This window comes from Dyadobacter koreensis (genome assembly GCF_900108855.1).
In the GTDB taxonomy this organism is placed as follows: Bacteria; Bacteroidota; Bacteroidia; order Cytophagales; family Spirosomataceae; genus Dyadobacter; species Dyadobacter koreensis.
Window position 1 is genome coordinate 82,349 of record NZ_FNXY01000003.1, and the last position, 20,220, is coordinate 102,568.

At 40.5% G+C, this 20,220-nt stretch carries 16 protein-coding genes; 5 read left to right on the forward strand and 11 right to left on the reverse strand.

The window, feature by feature from the left end:
* Positions 1-38 precede the first annotated feature (38 nt).
* On the reverse strand, positions 39-1,322 hold the full coding sequence (locus tag BMY70_RS09040) for a PQQ-dependent sugar dehydrogenase (protein ID WP_090334863.1): 1,284 nt from the start codon (positions 1,320-1,322) through the stop codon (positions 39-41).
* 245 nt (positions 1,323-1,567) lie between these two features.
* Between BMY70_RS09040 and BMY70_RS09045 the strand changes: the two genes are divergently transcribed.
* The 5 genes from BMY70_RS09045 (at position 1,568) to BMY70_RS09065 (ending at position 7,664) form a co-directional block, all read left to right on the forward strand.
* Complete coding sequence (locus BMY70_RS09045; protein ID WP_090334864.1) at positions 1,568-1,906, forward strand: hypothetical protein; 339 nt, start codon at positions 1,568-1,570, stop codon at positions 1,904-1,906.
* A gap of 240 nt (positions 1,907-2,146) precedes the next feature.
* The gene (locus BMY70_RS09050; protein ID WP_090334865.1) at positions 2,147-4,777 is read left to right on the forward strand and encodes a glycoside hydrolase family 2 protein; all 2,631 of its coding nucleotides are present in this window, start codon (positions 2,147-2,149) and stop codon (positions 4,775-4,777) included.
* A gap of 76 nt (positions 4,778-4,853) precedes the next feature.
* Positions 4,854-6,035, forward strand: coding sequence for an AGE family epimerase/isomerase (locus tag BMY70_RS09055; protein WP_090334866.1), 1,182 nt, complete (start codon positions 4,854-4,856; stop codon positions 6,033-6,035).
* 256 nt (positions 6,036-6,291) lie between these two features.
* Complete coding sequence (locus BMY70_RS09060; protein WP_090334867.1) at positions 6,292-6,498, forward strand: hypothetical protein; 207 nt, start codon at positions 6,292-6,294, stop codon at positions 6,496-6,498.
* 251 nt (positions 6,499-6,749) lie between these two features.
* The gene (locus BMY70_RS09065) at positions 6,750-7,664 is read left to right on the forward strand and encodes an RpnC/YadD family protein (RefSeq protein ID WP_090335469.1); all 915 of its coding nucleotides are present in this window, start codon (positions 6,750-6,752) and stop codon (positions 7,662-7,664) included.
* Between the two features lie 90 nt (positions 7,665-7,754).
* Here the strand turns inward: BMY70_RS09065 and BMY70_RS09070 are convergent, their stop codons facing one another.
* The 10 genes from BMY70_RS09070 to BMY70_RS09115 all read right to left on the reverse strand — a co-directional run bounded on the left by BMY70_RS09070 (position 7,755) and on the right by BMY70_RS09115 (position 20,207).
* A complete protein-coding gene (locus BMY70_RS09070) occupies positions 7,755-9,530 on the reverse strand; it encodes a DUF885 domain-containing protein (protein ID WP_090334868.1) in 1,776 nt (591 codons plus the stop codon).
* Between the two features lie 220 nt (positions 9,531-9,750).
* Positions 9,751-10,521 carry a dienelactone hydrolase family protein gene (locus BMY70_RS09075; protein WP_218148616.1) on the reverse strand — a complete coding sequence of 257 codons (771 nt, stop codon included), beginning with the start codon at positions 10,519-10,521 and terminating at the stop codon, positions 9,751-9,753.
* A 37-nt stretch (positions 10,522-10,558) separates the two neighbouring features.
* A complete protein-coding gene (locus tag BMY70_RS09080; protein ID WP_090334869.1) occupies positions 10,559-11,791 on the reverse strand; it encodes a multidrug effflux MFS transporter in 1,233 nt (410 codons plus the stop codon).
* A 102-nt stretch (positions 11,792-11,893) separates the two neighbouring features.
* Positions 11,894-13,075 (reverse strand): lycopene cyclase family protein, encoded by a 1,182-nt coding sequence (locus BMY70_RS09085; protein WP_090334870.1) that lies wholly within the window; start codon positions 13,073-13,075, stop codon positions 11,894-11,896.
* A gap of 172 nt (positions 13,076-13,247) precedes the next feature.
* Complete coding sequence (locus BMY70_RS09090) at positions 13,248-13,694, reverse strand: hypothetical protein (RefSeq protein ID WP_090334871.1); 447 nt, start codon at positions 13,692-13,694, stop codon at positions 13,248-13,250.
* Positions 13,694-14,239, reverse strand: a complete 546-nt coding sequence (locus tag BMY70_RS09095) for a hypothetical protein (RefSeq protein WP_090334872.1) — start codon at positions 14,237-14,239, stop codon at positions 13,694-13,696. The genes BMY70_RS09090 and BMY70_RS09095 overlap by 1 nt, the downstream gene beginning before the upstream one ends.
* Positions 14,236-16,914, reverse strand: a complete 2,679-nt coding sequence (locus BMY70_RS09100; protein ID WP_229209545.1) for a hypothetical protein — start codon at positions 16,912-16,914, stop codon at positions 14,236-14,238. Before BMY70_RS09100 ends, BMY70_RS09095 begins: the two co-directional genes overlap by 4 nt.
* A 100-nt stretch (positions 16,915-17,014) precedes the next feature.
* On the reverse strand, positions 17,015-17,800 hold the full coding sequence (locus BMY70_RS09105; protein WP_229209546.1) for a hypothetical protein: 786 nt from the start codon (positions 17,798-17,800) through the stop codon (positions 17,015-17,017).
* Between the two features lie 84 nt (positions 17,801-17,884).
* Positions 17,885-18,454 carry a hypothetical protein gene (locus BMY70_RS09110; protein WP_177196991.1) on the reverse strand — a complete coding sequence of 190 codons (570 nt, stop codon included), beginning with the start codon at positions 18,452-18,454 and terminating at the stop codon, positions 17,885-17,887.
* A 385-nt stretch (positions 18,455-18,839) separates the two neighbouring features.
* The gene (locus BMY70_RS09115) at positions 18,840-20,207 is read right to left on the reverse strand and encodes a Gfo/Idh/MocA family protein (RefSeq protein ID WP_090334874.1); all 1,368 of its coding nucleotides are present in this window, start codon (positions 20,205-20,207) and stop codon (positions 18,840-18,842) included.
* Between the last annotated feature and the right edge of the window lie 13 nt (positions 20,208-20,220).

Consider the following 20,220-nt stretch of genomic DNA (forward strand, 5'->3'; position numbering starts at 1 on the left):
AAATCGCGTAGTCAGCCTCCTTTGTATTTATTAAAAAACTATTTTTTCTTGTAATTGATTTTAAAGATCGTTCCGTTCAAATCGTCCGTGACGTACAGGGCGCCGTCCGGGCCCTGTGCCAATCCACAAGGGCGGTGTTCGATTGGCCCTGTTGGTTTTACCAGATCAACACCTGCGAAATTATCTGCAAAAATCTCCCATTTCCCTGCTTTTCCGTTCACAAATGGAACAAACGCAACCATATATCCTTTGTGCAACTCTGCTGACTGACTGTGGAACGCGATGAAAGCTCCATTTTTATAACGCGCCGGAAACATATCACCTGTATAAAACATCAGGGCATTCGGCCCCAAATGCGCAGGAAAAGCAGCGACTGGATTCAACGCTTTTTCTCCTCCTGTTTTTTTCCCGTCCCCGCCATATTCAGGTGCCAGGATTTTCTTTTTCTGGATGTGGTCATAATAAATGTAAGGCCAGCCAGCGTCATCGCCCTCTTTCAGCTGATACATGGTTTCTGCCGGCAATTCTGCACTTTGTTTTGGCGTATAGTATTGAGGATAAAAATCGTCGAATTTTCCTCTACCGTGCTGTGTTGCAAACAAAGTATTGGTTTTGGTATCCCAGTCAATACCAACCGAATTTTTCAGACCCGTGCTGTAAAGTTTCCCGTCTGCGAACGTCTGGTTCAATTTGTCGGCCTTAAACTTCCATATTCCGCCTGCGGAATCAAGAATTGAGCATGGTGACATTCCCTTTCCTGTTCCCGCTTCTCTGCAATTGTCACTGTAAGAGCCCACTGTAACGTAAAGATTTCCATCTTTGTCCAGTGTGATAGGTTTCGCATTATCGCGTCCTTTATCAACCAACCCATCCAGAATTTTCTCGGGCTGATCTGTATTAATGATCTCTTCTTTTTCATTCAGTTTGTAACGAAAAACGCCGGTGTTGCTTGAAGAATACAGATATCCGTCCTTGATATAAATTCCTGTTCCCGGATAGTTGCCAAACATTTTTTTCTCATCGATAACCCCGTCGTTGTTTGCGTCACGTAAAATGTAAATTCCCTTCCCTTCTTTTAGTTTTGACAGTTTCACATAAATATCTCCGCTTTTACCTACTGCAATATGTCTTGTCGGACCGAGATCTGTGGCCAAAATCGTCGCAGAAAAGCCAGTCGGAAGTTTTATTTTATTATCTGTTTCATTTATAGCCACTTTCTTGTGCAACCTCTTTGTATCATCAGCCGTTGTCAGGGCTAGTATTCCGCTAATTCCTGCCAAAGCCGTAAAAATTGTAGCAGTTTGTAAAAATGTTCTTTGCATCTGTTTGATCAAAAGGTTTAGAAAAGTTTAACTTTATGTAATAATTGGACCGATGGATCGATTAACCCATGATAATAAAAGCATTATGACGGCAATATTACTCTGACCGTTTTAATGATTTTCAAAATAATAAATTCTTATGGAATGATTTTTGGAAAAATTAGTTTAAAACAATTGTCAGTAATATTTTTGACCCATGTTTTAGGCGTTGACTAAAAATTCCGCTAACCTTAAATTCTATTAACATGATAATTGATGACGATTTTTCACTAGACGACGATGATGATGATGACTTGCCGGGATATCCGCTCTACCCTGCATCGGAAGATGTTTTCAGCAAAGGGTTGATCGAGGAAGATATCGATCCGGAAGATATCACCAAAATCAAAAAAGAATTGGGATTAGACGCCGACGACTGGAATGAAAAAGATTTCGATGACGATTTGACAGGCGACGATCTGGACGTGCCAGGTTCTGAACTTGATGATGATGAAGAAATCGATGGAAATGAGGATGAGGAGAACAATTATTACAGTTTAGGTGGAGACAATCATAATGACCTTGAAGAAAATCAGGGCGATTAATTAATCGCCGCAGATTTATAGCTATCCAATTTATCCCGGTTCCTAGCCGGGATAATATTTTTACCACATTCCTTATGAACCGGATCTCTGCCGAAAGATTTTCATAGCCCATTTTGAAAATAATTTAATAATAAGAGGAATCTTGTTTAATATTTTAATCAAACCAATATAATTTCTTTCTTCTCTGTTTTTGTTAGAATATATTTGTCGTAACGATTATTCTTATACCCAAATATTCTAATGAAATTCTTATTTACATATTTTTCTTTATTCTTCTTAGTACATTTTAACACTTTTGCACAGCGTTTCTACGAATTGAATTCTGGCTGGAAGTGCAATACCATTCTGAAAATAAAGGATTCGGGCACGACGATATCGACGCCTGCCTATTCATTGTCTGACTGGATCCCAGCCGTGGTTCCTGGTACTGTGCTGACAACCATGTTGGAAAATAAGCAAATTCCGGATCCTTTCATTGGCATGAATAATGAAAAAATCCCGGATATTTTTAAGACTGGCAATGATTACTACACTTACTGGTTCGTAAAGGATTTTTCAGAGAGCGTTAAATCCGGCGAAGAGGTCTGGCTTCATTTCAGGGGTGTTAATTATAGCTCAGATATTTTCTTGAACGGAAAAAAACTAAACGCGAAAAAACATAGCGGGATGTTTCTGCGCCAATCTTTCAATATTACTTCTTTGTTGCAAAAAACCGGGACAAATCGCCTCGCCGTTATCGTGTATCCTCCTGATGAAGTTGGAAATCCTAATGGCGGGCAAGGTGGCGACGGAGCCATTGCGAAAAATGTGGCGCATCAATATGTTGCCGGCTGGGACTGGATCCAGCCTGTTCGTGACCGTAATACAGGAATCTGGGATAAAGTTATTATTGAAAAAACAGGAAAGGTAAATATCAAAAATCCTCATATCATAACACTCGTTCCCGGGCAGCGCAAACCCGAAGGTGCTCAAAAACCTGCCACAATTAAAGTATCAACAGAAGTTGAAAATCCATCAAATACTGCTTTAAAAGGAACTCTGTCATTCACGATCGATGGAAAGAAAGTTTCGAAAGAAATAACAATAAGACCTCACTCAACGTCAGAAATTACTTTACCGGATCTTCTTCTAGAAAATCCAAAACTTTGGTGGCCTTATGGTTACGGAGCACAGCATTTATATCCTTCCAAAGTACAGTTTGTGCTTAATGGTACTGTTTCGGATGAAGAAAAAATTAATGTGGGTGTTCGTGAAATTCAGGCAGACTGGAATTCCGTAACACGAAGCAAACAGATCTCTGTTAATGGCCAGCGGGTTTTTATTAAAGGCGGTAACTGGATTATCTCAGATGCAATGCTTCGTTTTACGGATGCCCGTTATGACGCCGAAGTTCGCTTTCACCGCGATATGAACCTGAATCTGCTACGTATCTGGGGCGGAGCGCTGACAGAGCGTCCTGAATTTTACAATGCATGCGACAAGTATGGAATCTTGGTGATGCAGGACTTCTGGGGATCGGGCGACTGCAACGGCCGCTGGACCGATCCAATGAAAAGAGACGATCAGTGGGTACGCCGAAAATATCCGGACGATCATAACTTATTTCTTGAATCTGCCGCCGATCAAATAAAGATGATCCGGAATTATCCATCACTTGCGATCTGGTGTGGGGGAAACGAGATTACTCTGCCGCAGGATATCATGCTTCCGCTTCGTGATTCGATCCTTACAAAACTTGACGGAACGCGTTGGTTTGTAGATTATTCAAACTCCGACGATATGTCTTTCAATTCACTTGGAGGAAATGGCGATGGCCCGTACGGAATACAGCCGTTAAAGCGCTTTTTTGAATACAGAACCTGGCCGTTTAACTCAGAAATTGGTTCTGTCGGTGTCGGAGATTACGAATCACTGGAACGTTTTATGTCAAAAGAAAATCTTGTTGCACCGGTTTATAATACAAAAAGCAAAAAAGAAACTGTCGATTCAGTCTGGGATTATCATAAGTATATCGGCTACGGCGGCTATATCGAGCCATATGGGAAAGCGAAGGATCTCCGGGATTTTGGAAAGAAGGCGCAGCTCGTAAATTATGATCAGTACCGTTCGTTGATGGAAGGTTTCAGCGCGCATATGTGGGATTGGTATACAGGTGTGATTATATGGAAAACGCAGAATCCATGGACTTCGCTCCGCGGCCAGATGTATGATTATTATCTGGACCCTAATGCTTGTTTATATGGGTTACACAACGGAAGTGCACCGTTACACGTCATGTTTAACCAGGCTGATAGCACAATAATGATTACCAACAACACATTCAAACACCAATACGATTTGATGTGGGTCGCCAAGACGATCGATATGAATGGCAAAGAAACCAGCCTGGGCCAGGCGTTTGCGGAGATTGGTCCTTCGACAACAAGAATGATAACACCCATTAACAATTCGATTCGCGAGCTGGCTAAAAAAGAAGGGGTTTTCTTGTCGCTAAGATTATTAAACCTTGACAAAGAAATTGTCAGCGATAATTTGTACTGGCTGCCGGACTCAGAAGGAAATTACAGTGGATTAAATACCATCCCAAAAGCGGAAATCGGTATTAAAACCAGACAGGTTGCAAAAGGAAAGGTTGAAGTTACCCTATCAAATCCTGCTAAAAATCCAGTCGCTTTTTTTAATCGACTTTCACTGGTTGATCCAAAAACGAAAAAGAGAATTCTCCCTGTTTTCTACGACGACAATTATATATCAGTTTTGCCGGGAGAAAACAAAACCGTGGTTATGGATTATACGCCGTCCTCACAAGAAATGCCGCTAGTTTCATTAGAAGGCTGGAACGTGAAAGAGCAATTTATCGAAATAAAATAATTAGGAAGACAAAGACCGGAGAAAAGACAAGTAAGTTGAGATTGAGTATATCTTTTTTCATAAACGATCACAACATATGGCTGACTTTTCTCCGGAATCTTTCAAAAAAGAGTTGCTCAACATTCTCAGTTATTGGGAAAAATACGCGATTGACCGCAAGAACGGTGGGTTTTATGGACGCGTAAATTATGATAATGAAGGAGTTGCAGACGCACCTCATGCAGTTGTCATTATCAGTCGGATTCTCTGGACGTTTTCCATGGCCAAGCGACTTTTAAAAGATCCGAAATACCTTATCATTGCGGACCGTGCTTTCCAGGACCTTTCCATTCATTTCATTGACGCAAAATATGGAGGTGTATTCTGGTCGACTGACTCGAATAATAAGCCATTAGAAATGAAAAAGCAGATCTATGGAAATGCTTTTGCGATGTATGGTTTAAGTGAATATTACAGAACAACGAACTTCCCCCCTGCCCTCGAACGTGCAAAAGAATTATTTTCTATCATTGAAAAACATTCTTTTGATCCTGCTAACGGAGGTTATCGTGAAGCTTTTGCCAGAGACTGGACTGATACCGACGACTACATTTTGAGTAAGAGTCCATGGAATAAAAGTATGAACACCCATCTTCACTTGGTGGAGGCATATACAAACTTGTATCGTGTATGGCCGGACAAAACACTGAAAAAGCAAACAGAAGCCATGTTAAACGTAATCCTTGACCGCATTGTGAACAGCCAGACAAATCGGATGGAGATGTTCTTTAATGAAAAATGGGAATCGAAGGATAAAGTGATTTCATATGGTCATGATATTGAAGCATCCTGGCTTTTATACGAAACTGCTGAGGTATTGAAAAATGAAAAATTGCTGGCTAAGGCGCGTAAACAATGCATTTTAATGGCAGAAGCTGCCTCGACAGGTCTTGGTTCTGATGGGGGACTTAATTACGAATACGATCCTGAAACCAAACATACCAAAACGGAACGCAGCTGGTGGGTTGCAGCAGAGCAAATGGTAGGATTTTATAATGCATATCAGCTTACAGGAAAGGCAGATTTCAAATTAAAAGCAGAAAAAAGCTGGGACTATGTCAACAATAAATTTATTGACAAGGAACGTGGAGAGTGGTTTGGTGCGGTTGAAGAAGATGGCACACAGCTTAAAGGCGATAAGGTAAATTTCTGGAAATGCCCATATCACAATGCCAGAGCATGTACCGAAATGTGGCAAAGACTTGAAAATAAGCATTAGGGACAGTAAATATTTTTAATATTATGTAACTTTTAAAAGAATTTATTAATCTTTTTATTCTTTGGCTTATTTAATTTATTTTAAAAAGGTAAATTTAAAGCACATTCGGATTTCCGTATTTACCCTTCGTTATCGGGTTAGTTTTTTATTATATCTCCGCACTATAAATTATTTTTTGATTTCTAATCAAATCGGAAAATCCCTGCGTATAAGAACAATATAACCTAACTATAAAATTTAACCTATCTCCGCTACAATGGCAAAAGTTAATCTTGACGTACCCGACAAAGTTCATTTGAAAGCAAAACAGCTTCAACTTGAATTGGAAGAAAACGACAAACGAATCACTCTTCAGGAGCTTTACAAAGAGCTGGTAATTATCGGTTTGGAAGCAATGAAGAAAAAAATGATTAGCGGCCCCGCTTTAACAGAATCCAAAAGTTTTACGGCAATCGCCAGCTAGTTTAATGCCATTATTCTGTCAGTGATTTCATTCTGACGGTCCAGCCATGTCTTAAATTTATTGCAGATTATTTCTTAGCATTTTGCCAGGGTAATATTTCTATGCCCTCCTGGGTTATCCCCTTAACAGAGTGAAGTGACCAATTAGCTTTGCGTCCGTCTGTTTTTGAAAATACATTTCACCTTTCGCTAAGTGTTCGCGCTCTGCAAACACCTAGCGAAAGGTAAATGATTTCATCAACCTGCCAGACAATGAAGCGTAATGACACACTATGGAAAGGCATACTTGAAAATGTTTACGAGGACTTTTTGCGGTTCTTTTTTGAGCGGGCAGACGAATTGTTTGATATCGGACAAGGTTTTCAGTTTTTAGATAAAGAGTTAGAACAACTGTTTCCGGCAGAAGACTTGGAATCTCCTAAATTTGTGGACAAACTTGTAAAGGTATTTACGAAAAGCGGCACGGACGAATGGATTCTTGTACACATAGAAGTTCAAGGATATGATGATAAGGACTTTGCCAGGCGAATGTTTAAATATTTTTACCGTATTCTTGACAAGTATGGAAAGCCGGTAACCGCCGTGGCAATTTTTACTGATCCCAACCCCAAATTCAGGCCTCGCGAGTATACCTACGACTATCTGGGAACCAAGTGTCTTTTTCGATTCAATACGTATAAAATCGTTGATCAAAACGAAGACCTTTTGATTCAAAATCACAATCCGTTTTCGGTTGTTGTGTTGACTGTTTTACTGGCGTTAAAGAAAAAGAATCTGAGCGACGAGGATTTGTTCAATCTTAAATTCTCTCTTGCCAAAAATCTGTTTGAGAGAAATATTCCAAAGAAAAAGATCAACGATCTGATCATATTTTTGCAAAGATATGTCACCTTTGCAGATCCGTTTTATAATGCTAAATTTGATACACAAATTCAAGAGCTAACTGAAAACCAAAAGAGTATGGGCATAAGGGAACTGGTACTTGACCTTGCAAAAAAGGAAGGTGTTAAAGAAGGTATTGAGAGGGGAATAGTTAAGGGCCGGGAAGAAAGCAAATCTGAGTTTGTTAGAAATCTGTTAGCAACAGCAAAATTTACGGCAGCAGAAATTGCCGCTCTGGCCAATGTTACAGAGGTGTTCGTACTTAAAATACAAAAGACGATGTAAAGATGGTCATTACGTGATCATTTATCTTATTCATAACAAAAGCGCTCCGGATCATTACTTTCCGGAGCGCTTTTGTTATTTAACTTTACCTTATGCTTTTTTCACGCCCGTTATCCAGGTATTGATTTTCGCCTCCAGCACATTTAAAGGAACACATCCCGATTCCAATACTTTGTTGTGAAACTCTTGGATATTGAATTTTTCTACTTTTTCATTTTCAGCTTTCGATCTTAGTTCACGGATCTTCAGCTGCCCGATTTTGTAGGATAAAGCCTGCCCTGCCCCCGCCATGTAACGTTCAACTTCGGCCGTTATACTCTCTTCTGACTCCGCTTCGTGATCGATGGAATATTGAATTGCCTTTTCTCTTGTCCAACCCTTTGAATGAATTCCTGTATCAACAACCAGCCTTATGGCCCGGTGCATCTCAGCACTTAACATGCCAAAATACTGATAGGGATCGGTATATAAACCTAGTTCTTTCCCGAGCGATTCGCAATAAAGTGCCCACCCCTCTCCATATGCGCTGTACCAAATGTTTTTTCTAAACGTTGGCAAAGCCTTGTTTTCCTGCTGTAAGGATATCTGGTAGTGATGTCCCGGAATCGCTTCGTGCAAAAACAAACTCTCGTCGGAAACATCATTATATTCTTTTACGTCAGGGATCGGAACATAAAAGACGCCCGGTCTGGAACCATCCGCCAAGCCCGGATTATATTCAGCGGAAGCAGAAGCTTCTCTAAATGCTTCAGTACGCCGTACTTCAAACGCCGCCTTCGGAGTCAGATCGAAAAGCTTTTTCAAATTCGGTTTCATCGTCTCATGAATCTGATTAAAATGAGCAATGACCTCTTCCGGTTTTGTAAAAGGCATTAGCTTTTTATCGGTTCTTACACTTGCAAAAAATGATTTAAGATCACCTTTGAAGCCAACTTGCTCTTTTACCTTCTGCATTTCTTTTGAAATACGCTCCACTTCGCTGAGTCCAAGTGAATGGATTTCTTCAGATGTCATCGAAGTAGTTGTGTAATACTTGATATAAGTGTCGTAAAGCGCTTTTCCATTAGGAAGATCCATAAATCCGCTCGTGGACCTACCAGCTGGCAGATACTCCTTTTCAACGAAATCATGCAGACGTCTGAACGCCGGAATGACTTTTTCTTCCACCATCGTCTTATAGCTGCTCGTAAATCGCGCTTTGTCATCAGCTGAAAAAGATTCGGGAAACTTGGTTACCGGCGTATAAAACAAATGCTTTTCTGCCGGTCCATGATCCATATCTGCCAACTGAGGAATCATCTTTTTGATTAAAGGTGAAGGCAAAACATATCCTTTCTGAATGCCTTCTTTCATATTGACAATAGCTGTGTCACACCATACAGTAAATCCATCTACACGTTTTAACCAATCGTCGTAGTCATCCACCGTTTTAAATGGCTGCATACTTCCTCCGCTCGCAAGTTGGGCAACCATCAAATGCGTAGAAAATATCTGATTCATCGGCATTAGTTCTGTCGGGAAAGCCAATAACTCAAGATTAATGCTGCACTCCCACTTTAGGAGATCCCAACTCGTTTTTTCTTCTTCACCTAATTCTTCACGATCATACTTATCCAGATTTTTTTGGTATTTACTATAAAAATCTACCAGCTTCTTTTTATAATCATTTGTCAGATCATTTGGAAAAAGGTCATTGTAACGGTTGTCGCCGTTCATGGTGGCTTCCAGCGGATAAAGCGGCAATTTTTCTTCGTAGTAATTGTCAAATAATTCACCAACCGGCGGAAGCAATTCTTCGGAAGATTTCTGTTGACAGGCTTGCATAAAAACACTCATTAAAAAGACCAGGATCAGATACTTGTTCATTGTAAGGATTTAAGTTGTGGGCTAATACAGAATTTCGTAGTTCAATAATTTTATGTCCAAGTTTAAGAAAACAGACGAATAAATCTAATTTTTATTTCGTCCTGATGTCAAATTAATGGAGCATACCGGCATTGTACGAAAACAAAAAATCCTGTACTGATAATTTCGTTTTACGTAAGCGCAAAAAGTAATTAACAATACAGGATTCTCAATTCTTTATCTAAAAAATCTCTGCAAAAAATTGAAGCATTGCCTCCCAGGAACGTTTCGCTGCTTTCTCGTTGTAAGCGGCACCTTTCGAATTGTCATTCCCGGCAGCAGGATCCGTAAAACTATGAACTGAGTTTGCATAATAAACCATCTGCCAGTCAGCATTTGCCTTTTTTAATTCACTCTGAAAGGCAGCAACTTCCATCCCCGGAACAATATTATCATCAGCCCCATGCAGAATCAAAAGTTTTGGTTTGATCGGCGAAATCGTACGGTTGGAATCGCGGCCCAATCCTCCATGAAAAGAAACAATTCCTTTTACCGGAAAATTTTCCCGCGCCGCTTCAACGGCTCCTGTGCCTCCAAAACAATACCCGATCACCGCAAGATTTGAAGGATCTGCTCCCGCCTTGATCAGCTGATCCAAAGCTAATTTAATGCGCTTATGATATTCTGAGTAATTTTTCTTGTAGTATCCTGCTAATTCACTAGCCTCCTTTTGATCTTTTGGCCCCTTTCCTTCACCATAAATGTCGGCTACAAAAGTGTAATACCCCAAAGCCGATAATTTTTCGGCACTATTCTTCGCATGGGCATCAATCCCCATCCAGGCAGGAAGAATTAACACACCCGCTTTTTTCTTATTTGTTATCTTGGGTTTGGCAGTTAGACCGTTTAATTTCTGCGTGCCGTCGGCGTAACTAACAGATTGAAGTTGCGCATAAGATGAACTAGTCATCGGGAAGGAAGCCGCTGAAAAGTCACACTTTGTAATTTTCATAGGTCTGGATTTATATAAACTAAATTGAAAAACATCCTTAAAGCAACACAGAAACTTCACCTTCCACATCGCTGTTACGTGCAGAATTGTTGACGGTTGCATTACCTACAAATAAAATTACCAGACTCACTAGCGAACAAGCCGCCATCATTGCTACCATAGGAATGGCCGTATTGTTATGTAAAACACTGACAATAATAGAAATGATCGCGCCTGCGCCCATCCGCCAGCTTCCCATCAGCGCGGAAGCACTTCCGGTATGTTTTTTAAAAGGTGCAAGGGAAAGTGCCGAAGTATTGGGGCCAGTCAATCCTTGTCCGGTCAGGAAAATAAACATCATCCCGATCAAAGTATACAGGTTATACCAATTATAATAAACCCCAAGAACCAGCAATGTCCCAACTACGCTTTGGTACAATAAAGTCGTTTTGATAATCTGTTCGCTGTTGTATTTCTTCAAAAGAAAATGATTCAACTGGGTAGAACCGATCATGGCAAAGGCCAGAAATGCGAAAATCCAGCCATATTGTTGTTCAGAAACCTTGTAAATATTCATGAAAACGTCGGACGATCCAGCTATGTAAGCAAATGGCGCAGCTGTGGCCAGACCGCCGGCTGTTGCATATATCAAAAACTGAGGCTGCCGAAGTACCGTCATAAAACTTCCGATAACAGCCTGTGGTTTCAGTGAAACCGAAGGGTCAGGCATTTTGCCGGCCGGAAGAAAAAAGTAAATGGCCCCGATAATCATAAGCACAATACCGGCAAGAATTATAAAAACCCAGTTCCAGCCAAAAGCAGAAGTCACATAACCGCCAACCGTCGGCGCAATCATTGGAGAAACTGCAATCACGAGCGTAATCATTGAAAAAACTTCCGCTCTCTTATCTTTAGTAAACAAGTCGCTCACCAAAGCCTGCGAAGATACCAAACCTACACAACCTCCGATTGCCTGAAAAAAGCGCATAACCACCAAAGCCTCAACCGAGGAAGTCAAGGCGCAACCAATAGATGCCAGAATATAAATTACAAGCCCGGCGTAAAGTGGTGTTTTTCTTCCAAAGCGGTCTAAAAGAGGCCCGTACAAAACCTGACCGATGCATATTCCAATCAGATACCCCGTCAGCGACAACTGAACCTTGTCGATGGTCGTATTTAAATCCATGGCAATCCTGGGAAATCCAGGTAGATACATGTCGATGGAGAATGGACTAACGGTAGCGAGAGATCCTAGGATCAGGATCATGTAGGAGTATTGTTTGCGGCTCATGCGATTTAACTGAACTTGTTAGCATGACAACGAAAAAGTGGAAGATTATAGTTCCTCGAATCTTAGAATAGTCTTATTTTTGATTATTCGGTAAAATTTAGCTCAGGAGTTTTTAAAATAGTCCTGCTTATTGGCAAGTACTTTCAAAAAAGGTCCAATAAAATACTTTGCCCGTAAACTGGTCATTATTTTCAGGTCGTCCAGGATTGAACTTTCCGAATCGAGAAACTTGAAGATGGTCTTCGCTGCTACATTTTTAAAAAGATCAGTAAATATTTCATCTCCCGGATAATATCCCGCATCAAAGACATTTAAAATGGTAGCATCCAACAATTTATGCTTACGCGAAATGTTTTCCGGTTTAAAAAATGGATGGTTATTTTCCTTAAACGATTTGATAATTTTTGATACAGTCTTCTGTGTGTTTAAAAAGGTGTATCCGGTAGAAGCTCTTGTGTCACCTCCCGCACTTCCTATATTAATCACATTTCCTGATCTCCTTTGAAAGGAAAAATCAGTCATCGGGATGACACCAAACTCTTCCTCTATAATCTTGTAATTATTAATTTTCAAAGTTTTATCAATATACTCCTGAATACCCGCATCATATTCCTCCTGCGTTAAAAGGTTTTTGGAAAAGATTGTATATTCTGTGAAAATTTCTGTCCGGGATAGTGGAAGTGTATAAAAAAAGGTTGCACCGTTTTTTTGAGACGTTCTGAAATCCATGAAATTTATCTGTGAAGGCTCTTCGTTGAATTCGCTTGTCTGAATCGTTACACCTTTAAAATGCTGCAAAAAATATTGATCATGGCTTTTTAACGTCGGTTTTACATAAACAGAATTAAAGACATACTTTGCATAATAGGTCCTTTCAATCGTGTTAACTTCTGCTCCGTCTGCTTTCCCAATGACAGATTTTACATCTTGATTTATAAAACTGACCTGATCGAATTTTTCAATAAAGGAAAGTACGTGCTTGTAAAAGTCAATGCTCCGGATCATTTTGTAGCCATACGTGCCGGTAGCGAGTTTTATCTTTTCTCCCTGATTGGTGAAAAACAAAAGGTCACTCCATTTTCTGAAAATGATTTCTTCAAACGGCGATCTTTCTTCATCCTTTTGCCAAAAACACCAGGTTCGGTCATTTTGATCTTTTTTATCTTTCTCGATGATAAGGATTTTCTGACCGCTCCAAATACCTTCCTTCAACGCACGATAGACCAGGCTCAACCCGGCCATTCCACCTCCGCTTATGATAATGTCGAATTTTTCTGACTGCATTTTCAAAGATTTCGTTACGGCTTCGAGTTTTTCACACAAAGTAGTAAAGTAAAAAGCAAAGCACACAAAGATTTTACAAATTTGCTCGCGTTGCCAGTAACTTCTGTGCTTTACGTTAATCCTGAAAATTACAGGCCAGAAATTGTGAATACGATTGTAGTCGTGTAGGTTTTTACAGGAAGCAAAACCGATAATCCCTCGATTTTATACTGAACCGGAATATTTTCACGTCCAAAACCCAGTCCAAGTAATCCTGAAAAAAAAGTGTATTTCCGGAAGTTACCGGCAGGAATGCTGTTCCCCCGGAAATTGTTACGAGACCGGTTCCGTCACCGCTCCGCCTCACAAAAAGTTTTAACGAAGGATCCCAGTTTGAACTTACGGTTTGCTGAACGCTGACATTCCAGAATGCTATCGAAGTAACTTTTAAATACGTATGACTGAGAGCACTCGTTTCAACATGTTCATAGTTCTTGCCTGCTTTTGTAATCGTTGATGACAACGTCGGAATGCTCCACGTCGCTCCCATGCTGCCGTTTGTTATCGCAACGCTTGTGGTTTGTGAGAAGCATACTACGCTTAAAAATAAAAAAAACAGTATGAAAAGATAAGCTCTCATCAGTTATCTGCTATGGTATATTGAACTGTAATCGCCGTCAGGCCACTTCGAATATTGCCGTAACTCTGAACTTCCAGTGAGTATTTCAATTTATATCCGCTGCTACCTGCGTTAATTCCGGTATAAGCGCCTTTAATTGTGTCTATAAAACTGGTTGGAGTTGTAGTAAGGTAAACGTTGCTGGTCACAAAACAACTGCCCGGCGTAAAAGCTCCGCTTCCTACATACGGCGAAATATCCAGACGCAGCCTCAGTCCGCCAGGCAGTGTCCCGGTAATATTTCCTTTGATACTTCTGGAAGCTCCAGCTGCTACTGCGGAAGTAAATATCAACCAGTTATCTGAATTCGAGGCAAACGTATTCACTGCATTCCCGGCTTCCGTCGGTGCGACAACTTTTAAATTTGGATTAAATGAACCTGTTGAAAGCAAATCGATTAGGGCAACCGACGGCATCGTAACACTCACGTTTACAATGGGTTGAACTGTCTGTGCCAGTGAACTGAAACAATTAAAAATAAGCGACAGGGTAAACACATATCTCATTTTTTAATGGAAAGGTCAAAACTCTTTTCGGAAAAGTGAATTCTCTTCTCATTCGGCCTGATTTTGAAAACAACCGTCATCGTTTTATCGATTGCAATCTCAAACTGTTTCTGATTTTCTTCAATCACGAACCGGTCCTGATTTCCGGGGATAATCGCAGAAAGTGTCCAGTTTCCCGGCTTCATTTCTTTGAAAGAAAACTCATCCTTATCATTCAATTCGGTCATAAAATTTGTAGTCTCATTTGCCAATTTGATCAAAACCGTAGGCCGTTGTACGAGAAAGGACGATAACCCGCTCCGGTTCGGTTTCATAAATTCAACTTTACCGGTGATGCCTCCGGTTCTTGTGAATGGAATTTCGAGAATTTTTAAACTATCCGCCTTCACATCTACAAACATCGGCATTTTAACGTTTGGTACCACCCCATCATGTTTGGATTCGTTTTGATTAATGCTGAGATAATACCGATCCGGAACAACCCCTTCAAACGCAAACACACCTGTGCTGTCGGTCAGAAATTTATGACTTCCCAATTGAATAAGATTTCCCTGTTTTAAAAACCCGGATCCAATCAGCCGCCCCCTGACCGTTCCGATATTTCTTTTTCTGTGTAACGGGACATTTAATTTCAGGGCATATCTCAGGCTAAAAAACAGTGTATTCTGATCGGAATTACTCATGTTGGGAATGAACGATCTTCCACCGGTCAGAGTAAAACGGTGCCTTTTTAAATCCAGTAGTACTGATGCGTCCATATAACTTCTTTTCTCATAAAGCTCGTCTGGCGCATAGTTATTACGATACAGGAAAGTTGCGAACAAGTTTCGTTTGAGATTTATTCTTGCATTACCCCCATAAAAAAACAGATCCTGAATCACGTTAGCGTTGGAAAATTTACTCGTATGCTGATGTTCGAGATAACTTCCAATCCATATCCACGAAAAAATCCGGAAGGATGGTTGTGCGAGATTGGAAAAAGATTCCCGCTTGCCCGTGTTGTCCGGAATAAGTTCATTGCGTGAAAATCCATAACGACCCTGGTAAAACAGGGTGAATTTTTCCTGATAGAGATTATAAGAAATATTTCCGAAATTTTCCGAGTAATGAAATTGAGAAGGTCTTTGTCTGTCCTCTCTTTCCTGTATCGCATAAAAAACGAAGAATCTATGTTTGGCATTGAGCTGATAAGAAAGAAAAGCCATGTAACTCCGGTCTTTGGGAGAAACACTGTAAAGGTTCGCATCGAGACTCGGATTAACATCTGAGAAATTCCCGTTCAAGCCCAAGGTGATTTTTTTCGTAATATTAAAACCTACATTGCTGTTGATCAAAAGGCTATTATTGTAAAATCCATAAAAATTCTTTCCCGCATAAATCAGATTACCCGAAAGAGACAGCCAGCTTTTTGTCATTTGCATTCGAATGTATGCTCCGTAATCTGTTTTTTCACGCGCAAATCCACGGGCAACTTCTGTTTCCAGCTGAAAATTTTTTGTTCTTATTACTGACGATATTCCTACGAGTTTCGACCAGAATTCAGAATCTCGCTGAACAACGTTTTTAGACATGTAATTAACGGCGATATTCGACGACTCGCTAATCTTGTAAATAAACTTGCCTCCAGCAGACTCTTTCTGGTTAAAATAAAACCGCGCTTTTTGGTAAAACACTGTATACCCGATTTTCCTGAATTGCTGTTGCAGTTTTGCACCTCGGCCAAAGCGGCCAAATTCCATCAGATTATTCAGTTGCAAAACATAATCGCCAAGCGAAATGAAGGTATTCCGTTTATATTGGTAATCAAGAGAATATTGGTCATAACTTCCAATTGCCGGAAACACAAACTGATTGGGTCCGCGCGCTACAAAATCAACAAAGTGCTTTTCTTTTTGATCAACAAAACCCCTTCCGTTCACAGTGTACTGGTATGCATACATGTGTTTACCTCCGTAGGTATAAGACAGATATCCTCCACCTATCTCAACAGGAAATCGGAAATAGCGGTCGATCTTTTTGACTTTTGAGGAAAATACCGGAATTGCTGTAACCTGATATACGGGCGACTTTTCCCCTGCTAACACAGCCGTCAGTTCCGACGAAGTTTGCCAGGCATTATTTTCAGTAAAAGGAATAATCTGGGAGACCATGACCTTCGTTTTTGCGTTAGGTATGAGAATTATACTGTCTCCCTGATTTTCAATTTTTCCACGATCCGTTCTTAGTGCAATTTTTTCAGTGATGTTTCCCGAATTCTGGATGAGATATTCAATGTGAAGCGTATCCCCTTCTTTCACGAATTCTGGTTGTGAAACGACAAATATTTCGACTTTTCTGACTTCCTGGATGCTGATCGAAACGGATTTTGAAAGCTGCTGTCCATTAGCTGAAAATTTAAAATCAACTTGAAATTCACCGGCACTGCACTCGGAAGGTGTTCCGATAACAAAAAAATATCGAAGGTCTTTTTGTCCCGGAACAATCTCAGGTTTTCGTTCAGAAAGTAAGGTCCACTTTTCAGGCAATACAATAAATTCCTCAATTGGAGTTGAAAATGGTGTGGATGATTTTACGTCAAAAAACAACGTGACGTAGCCTCCAGGAATTACCTTCCCGGGAGAGTTTGATAATGAGAGAAGGATCTGCGATTGCGAAAATCCTTTCAAATTAATCATGCAGACAAATATGATAACGATACGGATCAATATAGTGTAGTCGTATTCACTCAATCTTTATCAGAAAAACAAGCCGATTTGGTGAATAAAGTTTGACAATTTATTCAACCTGTACTGAAATATTGGAGCCAAATAAATCCTTTCCGGTATCAGCGATGATCACACAGTCATATTTACCTGCGGGCAATTTGCTTATTGGCACCTCAAAAGTGTTGCAATAACCAGGATATAACATTCTGGTATTAGGTTCAGTCGTTTTTAGCTTATTTCCCTGCGCGTCATAAATTTCAAGAACAACATTAGCACGAGAGCCGAACGAACTATTGTTTTTTAACTGGACTTTAAGAATTTGTTCTTGCCCGGGTGGTTTGTCGAGAAAAATACTTTCAAAAGATAATTTTGGTCCTTCATAGTCTCCAACATCAACAATAACCTGAATGGCATAACGTACCTTTGAATTTACCTGGACTCCATTTTTCAATTCATCTCGCACTGGATCAGCCACTTCCACCATAATTACTTCCCAATAAGATCCGGGAGACGATTTGTCCATTTCAAGCTCAATATTATAACGGATTTCGTACTCCTCATTGGCAGAAAGTATTTTTTCGTCAACATTTGTTCTTAGCCCGTCTCCGAGAGAATACTTATGGCTGTTCGGATCCGGGTAAGATGATGGTTTCCCACAATCGCTAACCAAATCCTGACGGTAGATAATTATACGTGCATCTTTGATGCCTTCATTTTTTACTTTTACCGTGCCCTGAGTTTTTCCGTCGGGAGCTGGGAGCGTATGAATATGCGTCAGGCCATTCAGCACAACGACTGAGGCCCGGACATATTTTGGCAATATAATGAACAGTAAAATCCAAGCAAAAAACTTCATGTGACCTCAATTAAAGTTGTTAACCAGACTTAAAATCCTGAGCCTAAGCCCGGTTAACATAACCTCTGAAAGTGATTCGAAATTTTAATTATCCGCCAATGTATATGTGACAGTAACTGTTGTGCTTCCAGAGCGCAAAGCTGCATAGTTAGCATCCTCAGCCGCAAATGTGTACGTCAGCTGATGCCCGTTTCCTGAGCCTGTCAGCGTGTATGCACTTCCGATTCCGCCAACGAGCGTTTGATCTGCTGCTGTTAAAATGAAACCGGCTGTCGGGGTCCCCTTCGTCCCCGCCCCAGTGGCAGAGGCTCCTGCTACCAGGTTGATGTCCACACCGCTAACTACTTCATTAACCTTTACATCCACTCTTTTTGTTGTTGTTCCTTCCTGAATCGAAGAGTAGTTTAGCCATAAAGTGTTGTTCAATGCAGGTGCAGCGATTTTTTGTCCTGCTTCCAAAAGGGTTGGCTGAATAAATGAGGCAGTAATGTTCTTTGTGCCGGAAGTTTCCAAATCCAGTAGGGCAACGGTTGGAACTTCAACTATGATCTGATGATTGTCTGTCCTTGTATCTTGCGCGAAGACAGAAAAAGATAACCCGAAGGCCAAAGCGAACACGGTAATGAAAGAGGAAATGGTAAATTTCGTTGTCATAAAACTTAAAATTTTTGAAAATTAAGTGAAAGATAGGTTTACAAACTATTTCTACAATTTAACTACACAAAAATAATTATTCTCAATTAATATCCAGCAATTTTATAGTAAATATTTTACATAATGTAGAATAATATCTAATTGCGCATTTGGATGCGTCTGCAATTATTTTTCGAAAAAGGATAAAATTTCTCCATTTTTAAGTTGAGCGCCTGAAGGTTTTAATTAAGCCCAAAAGCGTATTAACAGATCATTTAAATTTCACAAAAAGCCACGTAAGTCTCATCATGTAAAAAATTCGAACCATGCTGATTCAATAAATCCATAAACAAAAAAACAGTCCGAGTATTTCGAACTGTTTTACTTTATCCGGCATAAGTATAATTCAGACTTTCTCGGGATTCGGGTGAATATAAGGTTTGCGGTATGTCCGAGCGAGCAGTCCATTCGCTTCTCTGTCACCTATGATTTCCCTTTTCTTCGGATCATAAACGATGGGCCGGCCGGTTTGCATGGAAAGATTTGCAAGGATACAACTTGCCGTAGAAATATGTCCTTCTTCAATATCTGCAATCGGCCGGCCACCATTTTCAATAGCGGCAACGAAGTCAAGCATATGCAGACGTGTGGCAGGGGCAGCATTTAATTCTATTTTATCTTCTTTAAGATCTTCAGGATATTTCTCCTTTTCAAAAACTACATCCTTATGGATTTTCTCACCTTTCCCCGCCGGAATGAAATCGTAAGACATGGTGCTGGCTTTGAGCGTACCTTTCTCTCCAAACAAAGTAAACGACCACGGATAATCCGGATCGGCCGGCGTTCCCCAGCTCCGGTGCTGCCAGACACAGTTCAGGCCATCATATTCAAATAGTGCCGATTGAGTATCTGAGATATTAGATTTCCCCTCCTTCTGAACATAAATCCCGCCTGTCGAACTGATTTTCTTAGGCCAGCCAAGTTTTAACATCCATCGTACCGTATCAAACATATGAATACACATATCGCCCATAATCCCGTTTCCGTATTCGTTAAAAGTTCTCCACCAACGCACATGCGGCAATCCGTCATAGGGCCGGAGAGGCGCCGGACCGGTCCACATTTCATAGTCCAGAAAATCAGGAACTGCTTCCACAGGAGGATTTCCGTTAGCTCTCATGTGATAATAACAACACATTTCTACGTGTGAAATTTTACCAAGCAAGCCGGCATCCACAATGTTCTTTTTCGCATCGATCAAATGAGGTGTGCTTTTCCGCTGTGTCCCAACCTGAACAACTTTTTTATACTTTCTGGCCGCAGCAACCATCGCCTCGCCTTCCATCACATCGACACTGATCGGTTTTTGTACGTAAACATTCGCACCCGATTTCACCGAGTCGATCATTTGCAGCGCATGCCAATGGTCCGGAGTGCCGATCAGGACAATATCAAGCTGATTTTCCGCAAGCATTTTTTGGTAATCGCCATATAATTTTGGCGTTTTTCCTGATTTCTGTCGTTGGCTCACCAGCTTACCTGCTTCGGATAACTGATTTTTATCGACGTCGCATAATGCTATAACTTCAACAGGCACTACTTGAATTAATCTGAACAAATCACTTTTTCCATACCAGCCCGTCCCAATTAATCCAACCCTGTATGGTTTAGCCGGATTGATCAGATCCATACCGTGCGCACCAAAAGTACTGAGCGCAAGAGACGCCGAAGCTCCGTAGAGAAACTGGCGACGATTGATATTAAAATTGTTCATGTATTTATTTAAG

Bases quoted from the DNA above. Each gene is read 5' to 3' on its own strand.
- BMY70_RS09040 (WP_090334863.1), bottom strand. From the start codon at position 1,322: ATGCAAAGAACATTTTTACAAACTGCTACAATTTTTACGGCTTTGGCA.
- BMY70_RS09045 (WP_090334864.1), top strand. From the start codon at position 1,568: ATGATAATTGATGACGATTTTTCACTAGACGACGATGATGATGATGAC.
- BMY70_RS09050 (WP_090334865.1), top strand. From the start codon at position 2,147: ATGAAATTCTTATTTACATATTTTTCTTTATTCTTCTTAGTACATTTT.
- BMY70_RS09055 (WP_090334866.1), top strand. From the start codon at position 4,854: ATGGCTGACTTTTCTCCGGAATCTTTCAAAAAAGAGTTGCTCAACATT.
- BMY70_RS09060 (WP_090334867.1), top strand. From the start codon at position 6,292: ATGGCAAAAGTTAATCTTGACGTACCCGACAAAGTTCATTTGAAAGCA.
- BMY70_RS09065 (WP_090335469.1), top strand. From the start codon at position 6,750: ATGAAGCGTAATGACACACTATGGAAAGGCATACTTGAAAATGTTTAC.
- BMY70_RS09070 (WP_090334868.1), bottom strand. From the start codon at position 9,530: ATGAACAAGTATCTGATCCTGGTCTTTTTAATGAGTGTTTTTATGCAA.
- BMY70_RS09075 (WP_218148616.1), bottom strand. From the start codon at position 10,521: ATGAAAATTACAAAGTGTGACTTTTCAGCGGCTTCCTTCCCGATGACT.
- BMY70_RS09080 (WP_090334869.1), bottom strand. From the start codon at position 11,791: ATGAGCCGCAAACAATACTCCTACATGATCCTGATCCTAGGATCTCTC.
- BMY70_RS09085 (WP_090334870.1), bottom strand. From the start codon at position 13,075: ATGCAGTCAGAAAAATTCGACATTATCATAAGCGGAGGTGGAATGGCC.
- BMY70_RS09090 (WP_090334871.1), bottom strand. From the start codon at position 13,694: ATGAGAGCTTATCTTTTCATACTGTTTTTTTTATTTTTAAGCGTAGTA.
- BMY70_RS09095 (WP_090334872.1), bottom strand. From the start codon at position 14,239: ATGAGATATGTGTTTACCCTGTCGCTTATTTTTAATTGTTTCAGTTCA.
- BMY70_RS09100 (WP_229209545.1), bottom strand. From the start codon at position 16,914: ATGATTAATTTGAAAGGATTTTCGCAATCGCAGATCCTTCTCTCATTA.
- BMY70_RS09105 (WP_229209546.1), bottom strand. From the start codon at position 17,800: ATGAAGTTTTTTGCTTGGATTTTACTGTTCATTATATTGCCAAAATAT.
- BMY70_RS09110 (WP_177196991.1), bottom strand. From the start codon at position 18,454: ATGACAACGAAATTTACCATTTCCTCTTTCATTACCGTGTTCGCTTTG.
- BMY70_RS09115 (WP_090334874.1), bottom strand. From the start codon at position 20,207: ATGAACAATTTTAATATCAATCGTCGCCAGTTTCTCTACGGAGCTTCG.